The 17306-nt window shown below is 46.3% G+C and carries 14 protein-coding genes; 6 read left to right on the top strand and 8 right to left on the bottom strand.

From position 1 onward, the window contains the following. The first annotated feature begins 2 nt into the window (after positions 1–2). Positions 3–779 (top strand): pimeloyl-ACP methyl ester esterase BioH, encoded by a 777-nt coding sequence (gene bioH / locus L4B77_RS02900; protein WP_429748349.1) that lies wholly within the window; start codon positions 3–5, stop codon positions 777–779. Positions 780–952: 173 nt separating this feature from the next. Next, a complete protein-coding gene (locus tag L4B77_RS02895) occupies positions 953–1426 on the top strand; it encodes an ATP-dependent Lon protease (protein WP_429748347.1) in 474 nt (157 codons plus the stop codon). A 188-nt stretch (positions 1427–1614) separates the two neighbouring features. Here L4B77_RS02895 and L4B77_RS02890 read toward each other — a convergent pair whose 3' ends face one another. Together L4B77_RS02890 and greB are read right to left on the bottom strand one after the other, a co-directional pair. Further along, complete coding sequence (locus L4B77_RS02890; RefSeq protein ID WP_429748345.1) at positions 1615–3945, bottom strand: Tex family protein; 2331 nt, start codon at positions 3943–3945, stop codon at positions 1615–1617. 645 nt (positions 3946–4590) lie between these two features. Continuing rightward, complete coding sequence (gene greB, locus L4B77_RS02885; protein ID WP_261838586.1) at positions 4591–5070, bottom strand: transcription elongation factor GreB; 480 nt, start codon at positions 5068–5070, stop codon at positions 4591–4593. Positions 5071–5248: 178 nt separating this feature from the next. Between greB and ompR the strand changes: the two genes are divergently transcribed. Together ompR and envZ are read left to right on the top strand one after the other, a co-directional pair. After that, complete coding sequence (gene ompR, locus L4B77_RS02880; RefSeq protein WP_261838587.1) at positions 5249–5968, top strand: osmolarity response regulator transcription factor OmpR; 720 nt, start codon at positions 5249–5251, stop codon at positions 5966–5968. A 167-nt stretch (positions 5969–6135) separates the two neighbouring features. After that, a complete protein-coding gene (gene envZ / locus L4B77_RS02875; protein ID WP_261838588.1) occupies positions 6136–7437 on the top strand; it encodes a two-component system sensor histidine kinase EnvZ in 1302 nt (433 codons plus the stop codon). A gap of 259 nt (positions 7438–7696) precedes the next feature. Here the strand turns inward: envZ and recG are convergent, their stop codons facing one another. From recG to gmk, 4 genes are all read right to left on the bottom strand, one after another. Further along, positions 7697–9775: an ATP-dependent DNA helicase RecG gene (recG, locus tag L4B77_RS02870; protein WP_429748341.1), complete on the bottom strand. Its 2079-nt coding sequence runs from the start codon at positions 9773–9775 to the stop codon at positions 7697–7699. Positions 9776–9949: 174 nt separating this feature from the next. Next, positions 9950–12076 (bottom strand): bifunctional GTP diphosphokinase/guanosine-3',5'-bis pyrophosphate 3'-pyrophosphohydrolase, encoded by a 2127-nt coding sequence (gene spoT / locus L4B77_RS02865; protein ID WP_429748339.1) that lies wholly within the window; start codon positions 12074–12076, stop codon positions 9950–9952. 53 nt (positions 12077–12129) lie between these two features. Next, on the bottom strand, positions 12130–12402 hold the full coding sequence (gene rpoZ / locus L4B77_RS02860) for a DNA-directed RNA polymerase subunit omega (RefSeq protein WP_429748337.1): 273 nt from the start codon (positions 12400–12402) through the stop codon (positions 12130–12132). Between the two features lie 119 nt (positions 12403–12521). Next, the gene (gmk, locus tag L4B77_RS02855; protein ID WP_261838591.1) at positions 12522–13145 is read right to left on the bottom strand and encodes a guanylate kinase; all 624 of its coding nucleotides are present in this window, start codon (positions 13143–13145) and stop codon (positions 12522–12524) included. Between the two features lie 401 nt (positions 13146–13546). Between gmk and L4B77_RS02850 the strand changes: the two genes are divergently transcribed. Together L4B77_RS02850 and cspE are read left to right on the top strand one after the other, a co-directional pair. After that, positions 13547–13972, top strand: coding sequence for a phosphate-starvation-inducible protein PsiE (locus L4B77_RS02850; protein WP_261838592.1), 426 nt, complete (start codon positions 13547–13549; stop codon positions 13970–13972). 311 nt (positions 13973–14283) lie between these two features. Beyond that, complete coding sequence (gene cspE, locus L4B77_RS02845) at positions 14284–14496, top strand: transcription antiterminator/RNA stability regulator CspE (protein WP_004735656.1); 213 nt, start codon at positions 14284–14286, stop codon at positions 14494–14496. 838 nt (positions 14497–15334) lie between these two features. On the opposite strand, the gene L4B77_RS02840 is transcribed toward cspE, so the two are convergent. Continuing rightward, entirely contained in the window at positions 15335–16879 is a 1545-nt protein-coding gene (locus tag L4B77_RS02840; protein ID WP_429748334.1) for a VCBS domain-containing protein, read from the bottom strand. Between the two features lie 166 nt (positions 16880–17045). Further along, on the bottom strand, positions 17046–17306 hold a 261-nt coding region (locus L4B77_RS02835; protein WP_429748332.1), incomplete at its 5' end, for an IS3 family transposase.

Here is a 17306-nt window from a genome sequence, read left to right as displayed (position 1 = left end):
GAATGAGTGATGGGTTATATTGGCATGTTTCTGGGCAAGGGCCTGATTTAGTGCTGGTTCATGGCTGGGGAATGAACGGTGCGGTATGGCAACAAACCGTTGAGGCATTGCACGCTAACTTTCGAGTGCATGTTGTCGACCTTCCGGGCTATGGACACAGCGCGCACTGTCACGCTAAAGATCTTGAAGAGATTGCTCAACAACTGTTGGCTGAAGCACCTAAACACGCTATTTGGGTGGGTTGGTCACTGGGTGGTTTGGTTGCGACACACATGGCACTTCATCATTCCGATTATGTGAGTAAACTGGTGACGGTAGCCAGTTCTCCCAAATTCGCCGCTGCAAAAGAGCCAGTGTTATGGCGAGGCATTCAACCCAATGTATTAACGGCTTTCACTGAGCAGTTAGTGGAAGACTTTCAGACGACTATTGAACGCTTTATGGCACTGCAAGCGATGGGCAGTCCTTCAGCAAGGCAAGATGTAAAACAGCTCAAGCAAGCGATACTGTCGCGCCCGTTGCCAAACCCTGACTCATTGTTGGCAGGACTAAAGATGCTGTCGGATGTCGACCTGCGCGAACAACTGCCTGAGATTTCAGTACCAATGCTGCGTTTGTATGGTCGATTAGACGGGCTGGTACCCATCAAGGTTGCCAAAGATCTAGGTAATGCACTGCCTCATACCGAGCAATATATTTTTACTCAGTCTTCTCATGCGCCATTCATGACTGAAGCCGATGCCTTTTGCAGTGAACTGGTCAGCTTCGCGCAAAAATAATCGCTAAATTTATCGTCGGTGTGGTCGATATATGATCAACCAAGGCGTTACATGATACTCAGACCTCACTCTCTCCTGAGTTGATTGTGACAAGTTGGGCTATGCCTGTTGTACTGACTCAGTGCAATAGCGTTATGGCAATAGCGATGGGCGATTTTTGAGGAGAGTTCGCGATGATTGTGTCACCTGCAACAGCAGTGAGTGTGCCATTAATCGCCCCATCTGTTAATGTGCAAACAGAGCAAGTTGCGCGTGATAATAAAGTTCGAGAACCCGTTGCTCCCGCCGTAGCATTGGCGAAAACCAATGCAGAGCGAAAGGTGAAATCGGACGATAAGCGAAGGCAGCAGTCGGCTTGGGATCCTTCAGACCATCCTGGTTATGAAATGGAGAACGAGTCAGAGGCCAATTCGATTAGCCTAGAAGAGCCACAAGATCCTTTTGAGCGGTTGTTCAACTTATTGGCATTGAGAACATACAGTGCTGACCAAGGAAAGGGCTATACCATGCGTTTCCGCCTGCCAAAGCATGTTTTAGATGCGGCGATTCAAGAGGGACAGATGGAGAAACGACGTAAGGTCATAAAATATCATTATGGTCATGCTGTTGCGCCTCATGCTTCATCAGGAATGCTGGTTGTTTTATAAACGAGTTGTTTTATCAACCAGTTGTGTTGTGAACGGATCACAAAACGACACAGCCGGCCATTCGTGTCTTTTTTGAACACATAATAAAAACCTGCATACCCTAAGGGATGCAGGTTTTCTGTTTTAGGCGATTCAGTTTTGATGAAAGTTAAACCGACGCTTTAATCATTGTTTCGCTATCACAAGGGTTATTTCTTCGCTTTAGCAAAGGCAGCGGCAAAAGCGCCCCCCATCGCCGCGTTTTGTTGCGGCTCCTCACGGCGACGTTGTCCACCTTGTGAGTTTTGGTTCGGGCGGTTTTGTGCGCGAGGTGCAGTTGAGCGTTGTGCACGGTTGTCTTGTCCTGGTTCATCTTTCATGCGCATGCTGAGCGCAATACGTTTACGCTGAACATCCACTTCCATGACTTTCACTTTGACGATATCTCCCGCTTTCACCACTTCACGTGGATCAGAGACAAAGCGGTCAGTTAACGCTGAAATATGCACTAAGCCGTCTTGGTGAACCCCAATATCAACGAAGGCACCAAAGTTCGCTACGTTCGAAACCACACCTTCTAAGATCATGCCCGGTTCTAGATCAGACATGCTGTTGACGCCATCGGCGAAGGTGGCCGTCTTGAATTCTGGGCGAGGGTCACGACCCGGCTTATCGAGCTCTTTGATGATATCAGTTACGGTCGGTACACCAAAATTGTCGTTGGTGTAATCTACGGCGTGTAAACCACGTAAGAACGCGGTGTTACCCACCAGAGACTTGATGTCTTTTTGGTTTTTCTCGGCAATGGTTTTGACGACAGGGTAAGCTTCTGGGTGAACCGAGGATGCATCCAGTGGGTTCTTACCATCCATAATACGGAGGAAACCAGCACACTGTTCAAAGGCTTTTGGCCCCAAACGTGCAACCTTTTTCAAGGTAGTACGTGCTTCAAAGCGACCGTTTTCATCACGGAAGTCCACGATGTTCTGAGCGATGGTGCTCGAAAGGCCAGCGACACGAGTCAGCAGTGCAGCAGAAGCGGTATTCACGTCCACGCCAACCGCGTTTACACAGTCTTCGACAATCGCATCTAGGCGCTTAGCCAGCATGGTCTGGCTAACGTCGTGTTGGTATTGGCCCACACCGATCGATTTAGGGTCAATCTTGACCAATTCTGCCAGTGGATCTTGTAGGCGGCGAGCGATAGATACCGCACCACGGATCGACACGTCCATGTTCGGGAACTCTTTTGCTGCTAACTCAGACGCAGAATACACCGATGCGCCGGCTTCGCTGACAATGATCTTTTGCGCTTTTAGATTGCCGCGTTTAATTACGTCAGCCACAAAGCTGTCGGTTTCGCGTGAAGCGGTACCGTTACCAATGGCAATCAGATCAACATTAAATTGACGAACCAGTTGCTCAACCACGTGTGCTGATTTGTCGTATTGCTTTTGTGGTGGGTGAGGGTAAATGGTTTCTGTCGCCAGAACCTTACCGGTTGAATCCACGACCGCGATTTTTGAACCGGTACGTAAACCGGGATCCAAGCCCAACGTGGCGCGAGGACCTGCCGGCGCTGCCATTAAAAGATCTTTTAAGTTGGTGGCAAACACTTCAATCGCTTCGATTTCAGCACGTTCTTTCATCGCGCCCATCAATTCGGTTTCCATGTGCATAGACACCTTGATACGCCATGCCCAACTAATCACTTGCTTACGCCATGCATCGGCAGGCGCGCTGCTTAAGGTAATGCTGTAGTGATCTGAGATGATGCTCTCACAGTAGGAACCACGTACACCTTCTTCTTGCTCTGGATCGGCGTTCATTGCTAACGTTAGAAAGCCTTCATTACGGCCTCGTAGCATGGCAAGCGCTCGGTGCGAAGGCACTTTGTTTAGCGTTTCGTTGTGTTCGAAGTAGTCTTTAAACTTCTCGCCTTCATGCTCTTTGCCTGCGACGACACGAGCGACTAGCTCAGCATTGCGGTTTAGGTGTTGGCGAATCTTCTCAAGCAGATTCGCGTTTTCTGCAATGCGTTCCATGATGATCGCGCGTGCGCCATCGAGTGCTGCTTTGGTGTCAGCAATGCCTTTGTCGCTGCTGATGAAGTGAGCCGCTTCGGTTTCAGGATCGTGCTGTGGCTCGTTCCATAGCATATCGGCCAGGGGTTCTAGGCCCGCTTCAATCGCGATCTGACCTTTGGTACGACGCTTTGGCTTGTATGGTAGGTATAAGTCTTCTAGGCGAGTCTTGCTGTCGGCTTGCGTGATCTCTCGCTCTAATTCTGGCGTGAGTTTATCTTGGTCTTGAATTGATTTTAGAATCGTTTGACGACGATCGTCGAGTTCGCGAAGGTAAGATAGACGACTATCGAGGTTACGCAGTTGGGTATCGTCTAAGCCACCTGTGACTTCTTTACGGTAGCGGGCAATAAAGGGAACAGTGTTACCGTCATCAATTAGGTTTACTGCGGCGGTGACTTGTTCTGAACGAACATTCAGTTCTTCAGCAATCAGTCGACAGATAGCTTGGCTCATCCGATGAATCTCTTATTTAATATCGTGACCAATACATGGGGGTGAGCGTACGCTTTTTCTAGCTTTGGTTGTGTAATTATCCTGTCAGAAACCGAATTTCCTTTTGTGACGCTGACTGTGTGCGAGATCTCTTACAAGTGATGTGCGACTAAGTCACTTTAAACCTATGTAATTGTCTTAATTTTTATGTAATACATTGATTTGTAATACCTTGTTGGGTTTTAGCCCTATTAACCACAATAAAAATTTTTTCGGCCTATCTAGGAAACTCGTTCAATTACCGTATAGTTATCTTGTCGACAGGGAGTTGGCAGGAACAGGAAAAAGCCTAATGGACTAGGTATCTTCAGGATGAAGATTTGATGACTTAGGATGAGTGATCAGCAAGGAAGTGATGATCTCTGGATGAGATTCGCCCGTCAGGATGACAGGCTAGTATGGACACCGCTAGGATGGCGATGAACAAAAAGGAAATCGGTTAAAGGATTTAGCCTCGATCAAGGAAAGATGCAGGGAGCACCTTATCTCGAAGAGATAAACAGTAGCCGGATTGCTGCGATAGAGACTTAACCCCGCAGGCGCAAGCCTAGCGGGGTTTTCTTTTGTCTGGCGTTTGTGATTTTAGATCGTGTGGTTGAGCAGCGGTTAATTCTCTGTGTAGTGAATGGCATTGATGAACCACTCTTTGTCGCCTTCCGGTGTGTTTACCGTAAACTCATCATCCACTTCTTTTTTGAGCAGAGCGCGCGCCATCGGTGAATCGATAGACACGTAATTTTTCACGCCGCCATAGATCTCATCGGGGCCAACAATACGGAATGTTTTGATATCACCAGCATCATTCTCAATCTCGACCCAAGCTCCGAAAAACACTTTGCCTTCTTGCTGTGGTGAGTAATCCACGACTTTAACCTGATCAAGCCGTTTTCTTAGATAACGAACCCGTCGATCGATCTCTCGAAGGCGTTTTTTGTTGTATTGATAGTCTGCGTTTTCACTGCGATCACCAAGGCTAGCAGCCCAAGTTACTTTTTTGGTGACCTCGGGACGGTCTTCTCGCCACAAAAAATTGAGCTCAGCGGTAAGTCTTTCATAACCTTCGCGAGTAATTAGGTTTGTTTTCATAAATCTGGCTTAATGAAATGATGTTCTAAAATAGAATATATAGAAAGGCAACACACGTTAACAATTCTTTAGGCGACTTTTTCTCAAAAAATGTTACATTTTTAATGTCTTATACCCATACACAATTTACCAAGGATGCTTAGCCTTAGGTTTGAGTTTTAATAGGTGGAACCATTACATGCAAGAAAACTATAAAATTTTAGTGGTCGATGACGACGCTCGATTACGTGCATTGTTAGAGCGCTATTTGTCAGAGCAGGGCTTTCAAGTGCGTAGCGTGGCAAACAGTGAGCAGATGGACCGCCTGTTAACTCGTGAAAACTTTCACTTGATGGTATTGGATTTAATGTTGCCGGGTGAAGATGGTCTATCGATCTGTCGCCGTCTACGAAATGCCAATAACTCTCTTCCTATCTTAATGTTGACGGCAAAGGGCGATGAAGTGGATCGTATCGTGGGTTTGGAAGTCGGAGCAGATGATTACCTACCCAAACCATTTAACCCGCGTGAGCTATTAGCGCGTATTAAAGCGGTGATGCGTCGCCAAGTGATTGAAGCGCCGGGGGCGCCAAGCTCGGAAGAGTCTGTGGTTGAGTTTGGTGAGTTTCGCTTAAACCTAGGCACTCGAGAGATGTTTCGTGGTGAAGAACCTATGCCGCTGACTTCTGGTGAGTTTGCGGTGCTCAAGTCGCTCGTGATGAATGCTCGTGAGCCTATGTCTCGTGATAAATTGATGAACATGGCTCGTGGCCGTGAGTATTCAGCAATGGAGCGTTCTATCGATGTTCAGATTTCACGCCTGCGTCGTCTTGTTGAAGAAGATCCAAGTAAACCTCGTTATATCCAAACGGTATGGGGTTTGGGGTATGTATTTGTTCCTGATGGCAAAGCGGTTTAAGACCGGTTAATCGGTTATCTACCGGTTTCATCGGTTTTGTGAGCAGAATGGTTTATTTACGGGTCATCTCATTGATATGTGATGGCCCTTTTTGTATTTAACACAATGAGTTAGAGTTATAGTTTCGATTATATCTTTGTTTCTCTAACTTCCAATTTAGGTCTCCTATGCGCATACGTAGCTCCTTTACTCAGTCGATAGTGCTCTTCTTAACCCTATTGGTTGCCAGCCAAATTTTTTCTTATTATGCGGTGTTCAATTATGCACTGATGCCGAGTTTACAGCAGTTTAATAAGATCTTAGCCCATGAGCTAAATATCGTATTGAACCAAGGAGATGAAATCGATTTAGATATTGATGTGCCATTGCGTCAGCGCGTGCTTGAGCAGTTAGGTGTCACCGTTCATGCTAAAGATAGCCAAGCGGCGGATGAGTATTATCATGCTGTCTCGATTGACCTGATGAGCGAGGAGATGACCAAAGAGCTGGGCTCAGAAACGGAAGTGCGTCTGATTTCGGGCAAAGACAGCTATGTGCTATGGATGGATATTGCAAAGTTACCGAATTCCTTGATTCGTATTCCGCTGTCAGAGTTACAAGAAGAAGATTTCGCTCCTCTCTTTCGTAATAGTTTAGTCATGGCGCTGTTGATTGTAGTGGGGGGGTGGTTGTTTATTCGACTGCAAAATCGCCCGTTAATTACATTGGAAAAAGCGGCGCAAGGTGTTGGGCGCGGTGAAATACCCCCGCCGCTGCCAGTGCAAGGTGCACAAGAAATTCGTTCAGTCACTCGAGCTTTTAATCAGATGTCGAAAGGCATCCAAGAACTGGAAGAAGACCGAGCGTTATTGATGGCGGGGATCAGTCACGATCTACGTACACCATTGACTCGTATTCGTTTGGCGACGGAGATGATGTCACCAGAAGACAGCTATTTAGCGGATGGGATCATCAGTGACACTGAAGAGTGTAATGAAATCATCAGTCAGTTTATGGATTACCTTAAACCTGTCGATCGATCATCATTCCAAGCCGTGTTTGTCGATGATATTGCTCGTGAGGTGTCCAGTTCTGAAGGGGGTTACGAGGTGCAGATTGAAACCGATATTCCACAGTCAATGAAGCCTGCGCTAGGTAACCCAATCGCGATGAAACGTGCGGTGAGTAACTTGGTGGTGAATGCGCTGCGTTACGGCAATGGTTGGGTTAAGGTGTCGACCGGTATGACGGCCGATAATAAGCTCGCTTGGGTGACTGTGGAAGATAATGGCCCGGGTATCCCACAAGACCAGATCGGTAAGTTGTTTGAACCCTTTACGCGTGGTGACACGGCTCGTGGCAGTGAAGGGACCGGCTTAGGCTTGGCGATCGTTAAACGCATTGTTAGTCAGCACCAAGGAGCCGTGGTGGTTAATAACCGAAGTGAGGGTGGTTTGAAGGCGCAGATCAGTTTCCCGGTTAAGCCCTAGTTGTTATCGGTCCGTGTGACGACGATGAGTGTGGTTCGGGAAGCGGTTAAGAGTTCCCCGACTCAGTCATGCTTCCCTCTCGGGGATGACGAATTGCTAACCATGGACCTTGATGATGGAAGTTTACTTTGATCGTTATTCCCTATCGTAAGGAGCGAACGAGTAGGGAATCTCGTTCTTGATTGATGAAAGTAACGCGTATGAAAAAGGCTTCCTGATGGAAGCCTTTTTGCGTTTTAAGCCGGAATATGAGGGCTAATTACGCCTTCGAATAAACATCGCGCTCGCCCAACCAACGGTTGATGATCGCTTTGGCATTGTCTGGGTAGCTATCATGAATATGACGCGCGATACGCTGCACTTCTGGGATCAAACGTTGGTCACGAACGAGGTCGGCGATCTTGAAATCCGCTAAGCCCGTCTGCTTAGTCCCAAGCAGCTCTCCGGGGCCACGGATCTCTAAGTCACGCTGTGCAATGACAAAACCATCGTTACTTTCACGTAGTACGCCTAAGCGCTTCTGAGCGGTCTTAGACAGCGGTGAGTGATACAGCAGTACACAATGGCTTGCGACTGAACCACGGCCAACACGGCCACGCAGTTGGTGCAGTTGTGCGAGGCCGAGGCGCTCTGGGTTCTCGATGATCATTAAGCTCGAATTCGGTACATCTACACCCACCTCGATAACGGTTGTGGCAACCAATAGGTGCAGTTTGTTCTCTTTGAACTCTTGCATTACCGATTGTTTCTCGGCAGGTTTCATTCGACCATGCACTAAGCCAATTTTTACGTCTGGCAGTTTTCGTTGCAGCTCTTCTGCGGTGTCAGCTGCAGCTTGCGCTTCCAATACTTCAGATTCATCAATCAGTGTGCACACCCAGTACGCTTGTTTTCCCTCATTGAGACAGGCATTACGCACGCGCTCGACAATGTCGTCACGTTTAGTATCAGGAATTGCTACGGTTTGAATCGGCGTTCGACCCGGTGGTAGCTCATCAATGATTGAGGTTTCGAGATCGGCATAGGCGGTCATGGCGAGTGTTCGTGGAATTGGGGTTGCGGTCATCACCAACTGATGGGGGTAGTAGCCCTGCTTAGCGCCTTTTTCACGCAGCTCTAGTCGCTGGTGGACGCCAAATCGGTGCTGCTCATCAATGATGACGAAGCCAAGGTTTTTGAACTCGACATGCTCTTGGAACAGAGCATGAGTACCGACCACCATTTGCGCTTCACCACTGGCAATACGCGCCAATTCCGTTTCACGAGCTTTGCCTTTGAGTTTGCCAGCCAGCCAGCCAACTTGAATACCCATTGTTTCAAACCAGTTAGCAAAATTAATCGCGTGTTGCTCTGCGAGTAGTTCCGTTGGTGCCATCAGTGCGACTTGCTGACCATGTTCGAGTGCGCGAACAGCCGCCAGCGCAGCGACTAAGGTTTTACCTGAGCCCACATCTCCCTGCACTAAACGCATCATAGGGTGCGGCTTTTCCAAGTCCGCTTCGATCTCTTTAGTCACTCGTGCTTGAGCATGGGTCGGCGAAAATGGCAGTTGAGCCAACAACTTATCTTTCAGCGTATTTACTGGAGGAAATGACATTGCTTTATCTTGTTGCCCTTTACTACGAACGGACAACATCGATAGGTTTTGAGCCAGTAGCTCTTCCATAATCAGGCGCAATTGAGCAGGGTGTTTTCCTTCATCAAACTGCTCTAGGTCAATACCTGGAGGTGGTCTGTGAATGGTATGCAGCGCTTGTGCGAGAGGCATTTGTTGGTTGTATAAACCGGATGGAAGCAGCTCGTTAACCGCCGCCTTATCTATCAGCTCGAGCGCTTGGTCTGTGAGGTTGCGCAGTGTGACTTGTCTTAGCCCTTCGGTGGTTGGGTACACCGGAGTTAGGTTCGCTTCCACATCCGGTTGCTGCCTTGGGGCAAAGAACTTGTAGTCAGGGTGGACGATTTCCAGTCCCATATTACCGCGCTTGATCTCACCGTAGGCATGCACTTGTTTGCCTTCGGCAAAGTTATTTTTCATTCCTGCGGTAAAGTTAAAAAAGCGCAGCGTGATAGTGCCGTTTCCATCGCTGATCTTTACTGCGAGCATCTTACGTTTACCAAAAATGGTTTCGACGTGCATGACTTTGCCTTGTACAGCAGCCCAAAGGCCAGCGTGCAGTTTTACGATTGGATAAATACGCGTTCGATCTTCATAGCGTAACGGCAGATGAAACAGCAGATCTTGTACATTGTTAAGCCCAACCTTTTCCAATTTCTCTGCGACTTTTGCGCCGACTCCAGATAAAGAGTTGAGAGGGATAGCAGATAAAAGCTGTGACATAACCGGGCTCATAAACGTAAGAGAGATAATCTATTCAAGCATTTTACTGGATTTTTGTACAGGAATGGAATGAAGCGAGGGAAATTCTAGGATGACTGCCATAAAAAATCCCCTTAAGTGGTGAAGCATTAAGGGGATTTAAATAGCGATCAAAGTTGCTAACAAGTTCGAACGTTAATTCTTACGACGTCTAACTTTCAGTGCGTGTGGCATTACACGTAGCTTCTTCATAATGCTGGCAAGGTGAACACGATCTTTGGTGGTCAGCAAGATAGTCACAGTATACAAGCGTCCATCACGTTCTTCGGTTGAGATGCTGTGAATGTTAGAACCTGTTTTTGAGATGACGTTCGTTAACTCAGCTAAGGCCCCGTGATGGTTCTGAAGATCAACTTGAAGTTCTGCGGTAAATTCTTGGCTGTAATCGTCAGACCATTCCACCGCCATGTATTTGTCTGGCTCTTTTTGGTAGCCACGAACGTTTGGACACGTTTCGCGGTGAACCACAAGGCCACGACCTGGGGATACATGGGCAATAATGTGATCACCTGGAATTGGGTGACAACACTTAGCGAACGTCAGCAATAAACCTTCAGCCCCTCGAATAGGAAGCTTTTTCTTTGGTATGCCGCTGTTATTTTCAACTTCAGTCAGTTCGTCAGCATCACCCAGTAGACGACGAGCTATAACGATACTCATCAACTCACCAAGCCCAATTGATGCGAGCAAGTCTTCGAGGTTGGCTAGGCGAAGATCAGACAGTACGTGATCGATATTCTCTTGACCGATATCGGCAATAGAGTGCTCGCCAAGTGCGTGGTTCAGTAGGCGACGACCGAGCGTGATCGACTCCTCACGACGCATCGTTTTCAGAACTTGACGAATCTTAGTACGTGCACGTGATGTCACCACGTAATTGAGCCATGCCGCATTTGGACGTGCGCCCGGCGCACTGATGATCTCAATGGTTTGGCCATTCTTCAGCGATTTGCTGAGTGGGTAAGGATTCATGTCTACACGAGCGCCGACACACATGTTACCGACGTCGGTATGGACCGCGTAAGCAAAATCGACCGCTGTTGCGCCAGCGGGAAGTTCGACAATGCGCCCCTTCGGCGTGAACACGAAGATCTCATCTGGGAACAGATCAGACTTTACATTTTCAATGAATTCGAATGAGTTACCTGCGCTTTGTTGCAGCTCAAGTAAGCTTTGCATCCAACGTTGCGCTTTGACCTGTGCGGTTGTCCCATTACTACTGCGCGAGCCATTACCTTTATAAGACCAGTGCGCCGCGACACCTTTATCGGCCATTTGCTCCATGTCTTCGGTACGGATCTGGACCTCAACAGGCACTCCGTGCGGGCCGATCATAGACGTGTGCAGAGATTGGTAGCCATTGGCCTTTGGCACCGCAATATAATCTTTCATGCGGCCAGGACGAGGCTTGTACAGACTGTGAGCCTGGCCAAGTACGCGATAGCAAGTATCAGGGGTATCCACTACGACGCGGAAAGCGTAGATGTCCATAATGGTGTGGAAGCGCTGCTCTTTGGTTTTCATCTTGTTGTAGATGGAGAACAGGTTCTTTTCACGGCCAAGTACGCGAGCAGGTAACCCGACTTCTTCAAGGCGGCCTTCGATTTCGCTATGGATGCGTTGGATCATCTCTTTACGGTTACCACGTGCAGCTTTCACTACGTTTTTCAGTACGCGATAACGGTTAGGATAAAGGGCTTCGAACCCCAGCTCTTCGAGTTCGGTCTTGATGTTATGAATACCAAGACGGTGAGCGAGCGGAGAATAAATTTCGAGGGTTTCACGAGCAATACGACGCTTTTTGTCTGGACGAAGTGCCCCAAGCGTGCGCATGTTGTGAGTACGGTCAGCTAATTTGATCAAGATAACGCGGATGTCTTGCACCATGGCGAGAACCATCTTACGAAAGTTCTCTGCTTGCGCTTCTTTGCGATCACGAAATTTAAGCTTATCCAGCTTAGATACACCATCAACCAATTCAGCAACGGTAATGCCAAACTTTTCCTCTAGATCTTCTTTCGTGACATCACAGTCTTCGATGACATCATGAAGTAGAGCTGCTTGCAGGGTTTCGATATCCAAGCGCATTTCTGCCAGGATTCTTGAAACAGCAACAGGGTGGATAATGTATGGTTCACCCGTTGAACGGGTTTGCCCTTCATGGGCGTTTCTCGCTACCACATAAGATTGACGCAGAGCCTCAATTTGAGGCTCTGTTAGGTATTCTTGGGCAACGTCTTTGAGGCTATCGAATAGATACAAATTAAAGGCCCGGAAGGTTAATTAGTTCGAACGACGCTATTAGCGGCTGTGATCTAACGATTGCGAGCGATGCTGCTTACTGCTGCTAGTTCAGCCGCTTCTTGCTCTTGTTGCTCTTGACGCTCACGAGCATCTAGTACGTCTTTAGTGATAAGACCGTCTTCGATTTCGCGAAGAGCGATAACCGTTGGCTTATCGTTTTCTTCAGGCACTAGTGAATCTTTACCGCCAGTTTGCATTTGACGTGCGCGGCGAGCCGCAATAAGAACTAGGTCGAAACGGTTGCCAACTTTTTCAACAGCGTCTTGAACAGTTACGCGTGCCATGAGGACTCCAAATAGTAATTAACTAATAAATTTTTGATGACGAGAAAGTATACAAGTTTAACTAGAGACTTTCTAGATCACCGTATACTTATCTCAATGGAAAATCTAGGGGATCTAGATTATTCCGCTAATAAAGCCGTAAGCATGCCGCTGTATTTCGCTGCTTGCTTATCTTCTTTTAAGCGCTCCGCACGAATAATAGCTCTGAAGTCCATTAGGGCTGCATCAAAGTCATCATTCACGATCACATAATCATATTCTGCATAGTGAGAAATCTCTGACTTTGCTTCGCTCATGCGTTTCGCAATAACTTCGTCGCTATCTTGACCGCGAACATTCAAACGGCGCTCTAGTTCACCATTTGATGGTGGAAGAATGAAGACACTCTTCGCTTGAGGCATTTGTTCACGGATCTGACGAGCACCTTGCCAGTCGATATCTAGGAATACATCGATACCGCGGTTTAGGTTTTCTTCAATCCAAACGCGTGAAGTACCGTAGTAGTTGCCGAACACTTCAGCGTACTCTAGGAACTCACCTTTATTAATAAGGTCTTCAAAATGATGCTTCTCTACGAAGTGGTAGTGAACACCATTTTCTTCACCAGGGCGCATACCGCGAGTGGTGTGCGAAACAGATACCTTCATTGCGTAGGTTGGATTGGTTTCTAGCATTGCTGAGATCAAGCTCGACTTACCTGCGCCACTAGGTGCAGATACGATGTAAAGAGTACCTTTGCCCATCTGTATATTTCCACTGTTGGTTGGATTGAGTGACGGCGATAAAACCGACACTATAAAAGATAGCACTGACTCCAATTTTTGTTCCGATGGTTACGTCTAACAAAGAGGCAACGGGTGGAAATTAGGTCAGAAAAATGGAGGCGAAGAGTAGCATATTTAGATGATTGAGAACAACTGGCTTGATCGTTATTTATGAGTAAATGGTTTTGTTGCTATTCTTGGCACCGAAGTCATGAGCGTTGATACGTACTTTTTAGGTAAGTTGCTTGGGGGACATGTCTCGAAGGTTTCGCTCATCGCGATGGATAGCGAAACTTTAACGTCGATGTTTTGGCAGTACGCGACTGATATCGATGCATGCTATTGTAGAGACTGGATTAATTATTTCTTGAAGAGTGACTATGCCTTCTCACTTACCTAAATCTTTTAGTAAGCCGTTTTTAAAAGTATTCCACATTATGGAAGCGGTATTGCTCGTGGCCATAACACTGGCGACGCTGTTTGCCATGACGGAAGAGTTCATGCACGTGTTTTCTGAACGTCGAGTCCAACTCACCGATATTCTTTTGATGTTCATTTACTTGGAAGTGCTGGCGATGGTTCAGCAGTTCGTGATGAACGGCAAGATCCCAGTGCGATACCCTATTTATATCGCGATGATGGCGATTGCTCGTTATATCACCTTGGGTATGAAAGAGTTGGATGCGGTACTGATCGTTTGGCTGTCTGCGGCTGCATTCATCTTAGCGGCTGCCACACTGCTGATTCGAGTGGGGCACTATTATTGGCCATATGTCGATAATAGGACGAATCAGCCTGATGAGTAACGCGGATTAGTCAAGCCTGTATAAAAAGAAACCTAGTTTGAATGCTAGGTTTCTTTCGTAACCACTGGCACGATAAATATTCATCATTCTTCAAATAACGCTTTACAATGCTACTTAGATCACCAACAATGACCTCGCTCTGTTTTCAGAGTTATTAAATGAAACATCCAGTTGTAAAGTAAAACCCTCAGTATTGCTTCATTGTTATTCTCAGTGTTTCCCTTGGCTTCATAGATACATTAAATAATTCAAGCTTTCAGCGCATCGCACTTTTGGCGATTAATTTTTTATTTTTATATAAGGGACACATCATGTCTAACAAAACAAACGGCGTAGTAAAATGGTTTAACGAAGAGAAAGGTTTCGGTTTCCTAACTCAAGACAACGGCGGCGCTGACGTATTCGTTCACTTCCGTGCTATCGCTTCTGAAGGTTTCAAGACTCTTAAAGAAGGCCAACAAGTGTCTTTCGAAGTAGAGCAAGGCCAAAAAGGTCTTCAAGCTGCAAATGTTGTAGCTCTATAAGATTTTAAGTCGGCGCAAGTTGCAACAGCAACTTGCGTCACTTTCTTGCTTCACCTTCTACTTTAACCTCGATCTCTTGCTTCAATTTTTCATTTCCCTTTAGAATATTCCTGATACATTCTCACTCTCGTTATACACATTACTTCGTTACGCGCTTATCGTTATTCACAAGCGATGCTTCACTCTAAGTCATTTTTCGAATCTCTGATCTAAGATTTATCTTGCTTTGCGTTATTGTATCTATCAAAGAAGTCCCAAAATTTGGCATTGTCACAAAGTTTGACAGCATAGGTAAAGATTCACACAATCCCTGCTAAAAACGATGAATTTTAATGTTTAAAGGCTGCCACTTTCTCTCTGAAGTTATTCTCGAAACCGTTCGTTAGTATTTCGTTTGCAAACTCAGTTATCGCTAGCTTGAAGCGATACAACACGAGTGTGGAGTAGACGTTGATCATGCAACCATTAATCGTTGGGTTGTTAAATTTTCCTCCATTTTAGAGCATAACCTTCTAGGTAAGAGGATGATAGTATCAAGCTCGTGGCGGGTGGATGAGACCAACATCGAAGTTAAAGGGGAATGGTTCTACGGTTATTGATCCATTGATAATTATGGCGGGGTCTACCGCGTCTTTCACTATATGTGCGCCCCCAAAAAATGATGATGTCGCACTTGAACTGATGATGCTTAAAGACGTTCCTGATGGATAGCCGTATATAGAAATGTCATTAGATTTATCAACCATACCTTATTTGCAACCGAGCCCATCTTCAAACTATTCATTCCAGAACCAAAAAACCGACTAAATTAGCCGGTTTTTATTAAGACATTTACTGATTAAGCGCCATGAATATAAATTGGAATGACTTTTGTTGCTGTTCCGCCATGACCATCACTAACTTCAATAGTAAATTGTCCAGCAGATATAGTCCCACCACTTTGTGTTAAAGCGATGACTACAGGGTCTTGATCATCCAATTTAAAAGAGATTTTGCCTTGAGTTACAGTAAGAGTACCATGTGCGATATTTTGTCGATTAGTAACACTCCAAGTGAGTTGATCACCATCTTTATCATGAACATCACGTTGTAGATAGAAACTATCTTCTGGGCCTTTAGTACCTGCGACCGCAGTGTTATATACGTGTAATTGACCATATCCTAATGCACGCCAAAACTCAGGTTTATCATTATCCCCTTGAATCTCAATATCAATAACCTGTGTTGTTCCATCAATCGATTCAACAGTAAATGTATCGTTGTGAGCTGCACCTGTTGCTAAATTTTGAACCCCAGGAATACTGTTATCAACACTATATAACCAAGATCCGTTACTTGTAATAGTTAGCGTACCTAAATTACTAGCAGACGAAATAACCGACGTTTTAAATGCTGCTTCCCCTGGATTTGGATCGACGATAGTTAACACGCCAGAAGCTTCAAGATGATTATTTGAAGTAAGACTATGATCTTCAATGACTACACCATTGTGCACACCTCCAATCGTGGCTGGTGTAGGGAGAGCTGTCACGGTTAATTGGTAATCAGCCGATTGCCCCGCATAGTTCCCRTGGGCCGCTTCATTCGCCGTAATCACGGTTGTGCCTACGCCGACTATCGTCACGAGACCCGTTGTGGAATTAACCGTCGCCACTTTCAGATTACCTGATTGGTAAGTCACGGTGCCACCATTACCGGCGGACGCTGCTTGTGTAAATGCAGCCGAACCATAAGGCTTCGATACGTCATGACCAATCGTCAACGCCGTAAAGCCTGGTGAACTCGAACCACCCGCTGTTACGGTTAATTGGTAATGAGCCGATTGCCCCGCATAGTTCCCRTGGGCSGCTTCATTCGCCGTAATCACGGTTGTGCCKACRCCGACTATCGTCACGAGACCCGTTGTGGAATTAACCGTCGCCACTTTCAGATTACCTGATTGGTAAGTCACGGTGCCACCATTACCGGCGGACGCTGCTTGTGTAAATGCAGCCGAACCATAAGGCTTCGATACGTCATGACCAATCGTCAACGCCGTAAAGCCTGGTGTACTCGCACCGCCTGGTTTGATTGTCACTGTTATGTCTTTCGTTACAGCTGAATGCGTAGCTGTCGCAGGGCTAGTAATAGTAATAACTTCCGTACCCACACTATCAGCATGGATATGGTTAGAGTGAATTGAAACCACCGGGGATCCCCCTGATTTCAAAGCGTAAGTAAACGAACCGTTACCACCTGAAACATGCGCAATCGTTCCTATTCCTATATCGCTACCATACGCAATCGTAAAATCTGACGCTTGAATCGCCGTTCCTGGTGTTTTAACCCCATCTAACACCACTGGAAAACTTAACTGATGACTCCCTAATTGGTATTGACGCATCAAAGGAGTTGTCTGTTGTGTTCCAACCAAAGTGGGTATTCTCGATAAAGGCTGGTGGTTATCTGTTTGAAGAATGATCTCATTATTCTTCAAAGAAGGATTGTTGAGATGTGCAATTTGCGAACGTAACGTAACATGATCTGCTCCAGTTAAACTGGACACCGCATTAAGCTACATATTGTTTTTCAAAGTTAACTGGGCTTAGATACCCAAGAGCACTGTGCCTTCTTGTTCGATTATAATCAACTTCAATGTATTCAAAAAGCGCTTGGCGCATCTCTTCTCGGGTCATTATCGGCTCGTATTGGACGGCTTCTACTTTCATTGAGTGGAAAAAGCTTTCAACACAGGCGTTATCCCAACAATTCCCCTTCCTACTCATGCTTTGTTTTAGATTATGAGCTGCGATTAAATCTCGGTAGTCTTT

This window comes from Vibrio minamisatsumaniensis, assembly GCF_050337445.1.
GTDB lineage: Bacteria > Pseudomonadota > Gammaproteobacteria > Enterobacterales > Vibrionaceae > Vibrio > Vibrio artabrorum.
Note: the sequence above shows the minus strand (reverse complement) of the source record. Positions and strands in the feature narration are given on the sequence as shown.

Excerpts from the sequence above, each read along its gene's own strand:
- ompR (WP_261838587.1), top strand. The coding sequence starts at position 5,249 with ATGCAAGAAAACTATAAAATTTTAGTGGTCGATGACGACGCTCGATTA.
- L4B77_RS02890 (WP_429748345.1), bottom strand. The coding sequence starts at position 3,945 with ATGAGCCAAGCTATCTGTCGACTGATTGCTGAAGAACTGAATGTTCGT.
- rpoZ (WP_429748337.1), bottom strand. The coding sequence starts at position 12,402 with ATGGCACGCGTAACTGTTCAAGACGCTGTTGAAAAAGTTGGCAACCGT.
- gmk (WP_261838591.1), bottom strand. The coding sequence starts at position 13,145 with ATGGGCAAAGGTACTCTTTACATCGTATCTGCACCTAGTGGCGCAGGT.
- greB (WP_261838586.1), bottom strand. The coding sequence starts at position 5,070 with ATGAAAACAAACCTAATTACTCGCGAAGGTTATGAAAGACTTACCGCT.
- envZ (WP_261838588.1), top strand. The coding sequence starts at position 6,136 with ATGCGCATACGTAGCTCCTTTACTCAGTCGATAGTGCTCTTCTTAACC.
- L4B77_RS02850 (WP_261838592.1), top strand. The coding sequence starts at position 13,547 with ATGCCTTCTCACTTACCTAAATCTTTTAGTAAGCCGTTTTTAAAAGTA.
- cspE (WP_004735656.1), top strand. The coding sequence starts at position 14,284 with ATGTCTAACAAAACAAACGGCGTAGTAAAATGGTTTAACGAAGAGAAA.
- bioH (WP_429748349.1), top strand. The coding sequence starts at position 3 with ATGAGTGATGGGTTATATTGGCATGTTTCTGGGCAAGGGCCTGATTTA.
- recG (WP_429748341.1), bottom strand. The coding sequence starts at position 9,775 with ATGTCACAGCTTTTATCTGCTATCCCTCTCAACTCTTTATCTGGAGTC.
- L4B77_RS02895 (WP_429748347.1), top strand. The coding sequence starts at position 953 with ATGATTGTGTCACCTGCAACAGCAGTGAGTGTGCCATTAATCGCCCCA.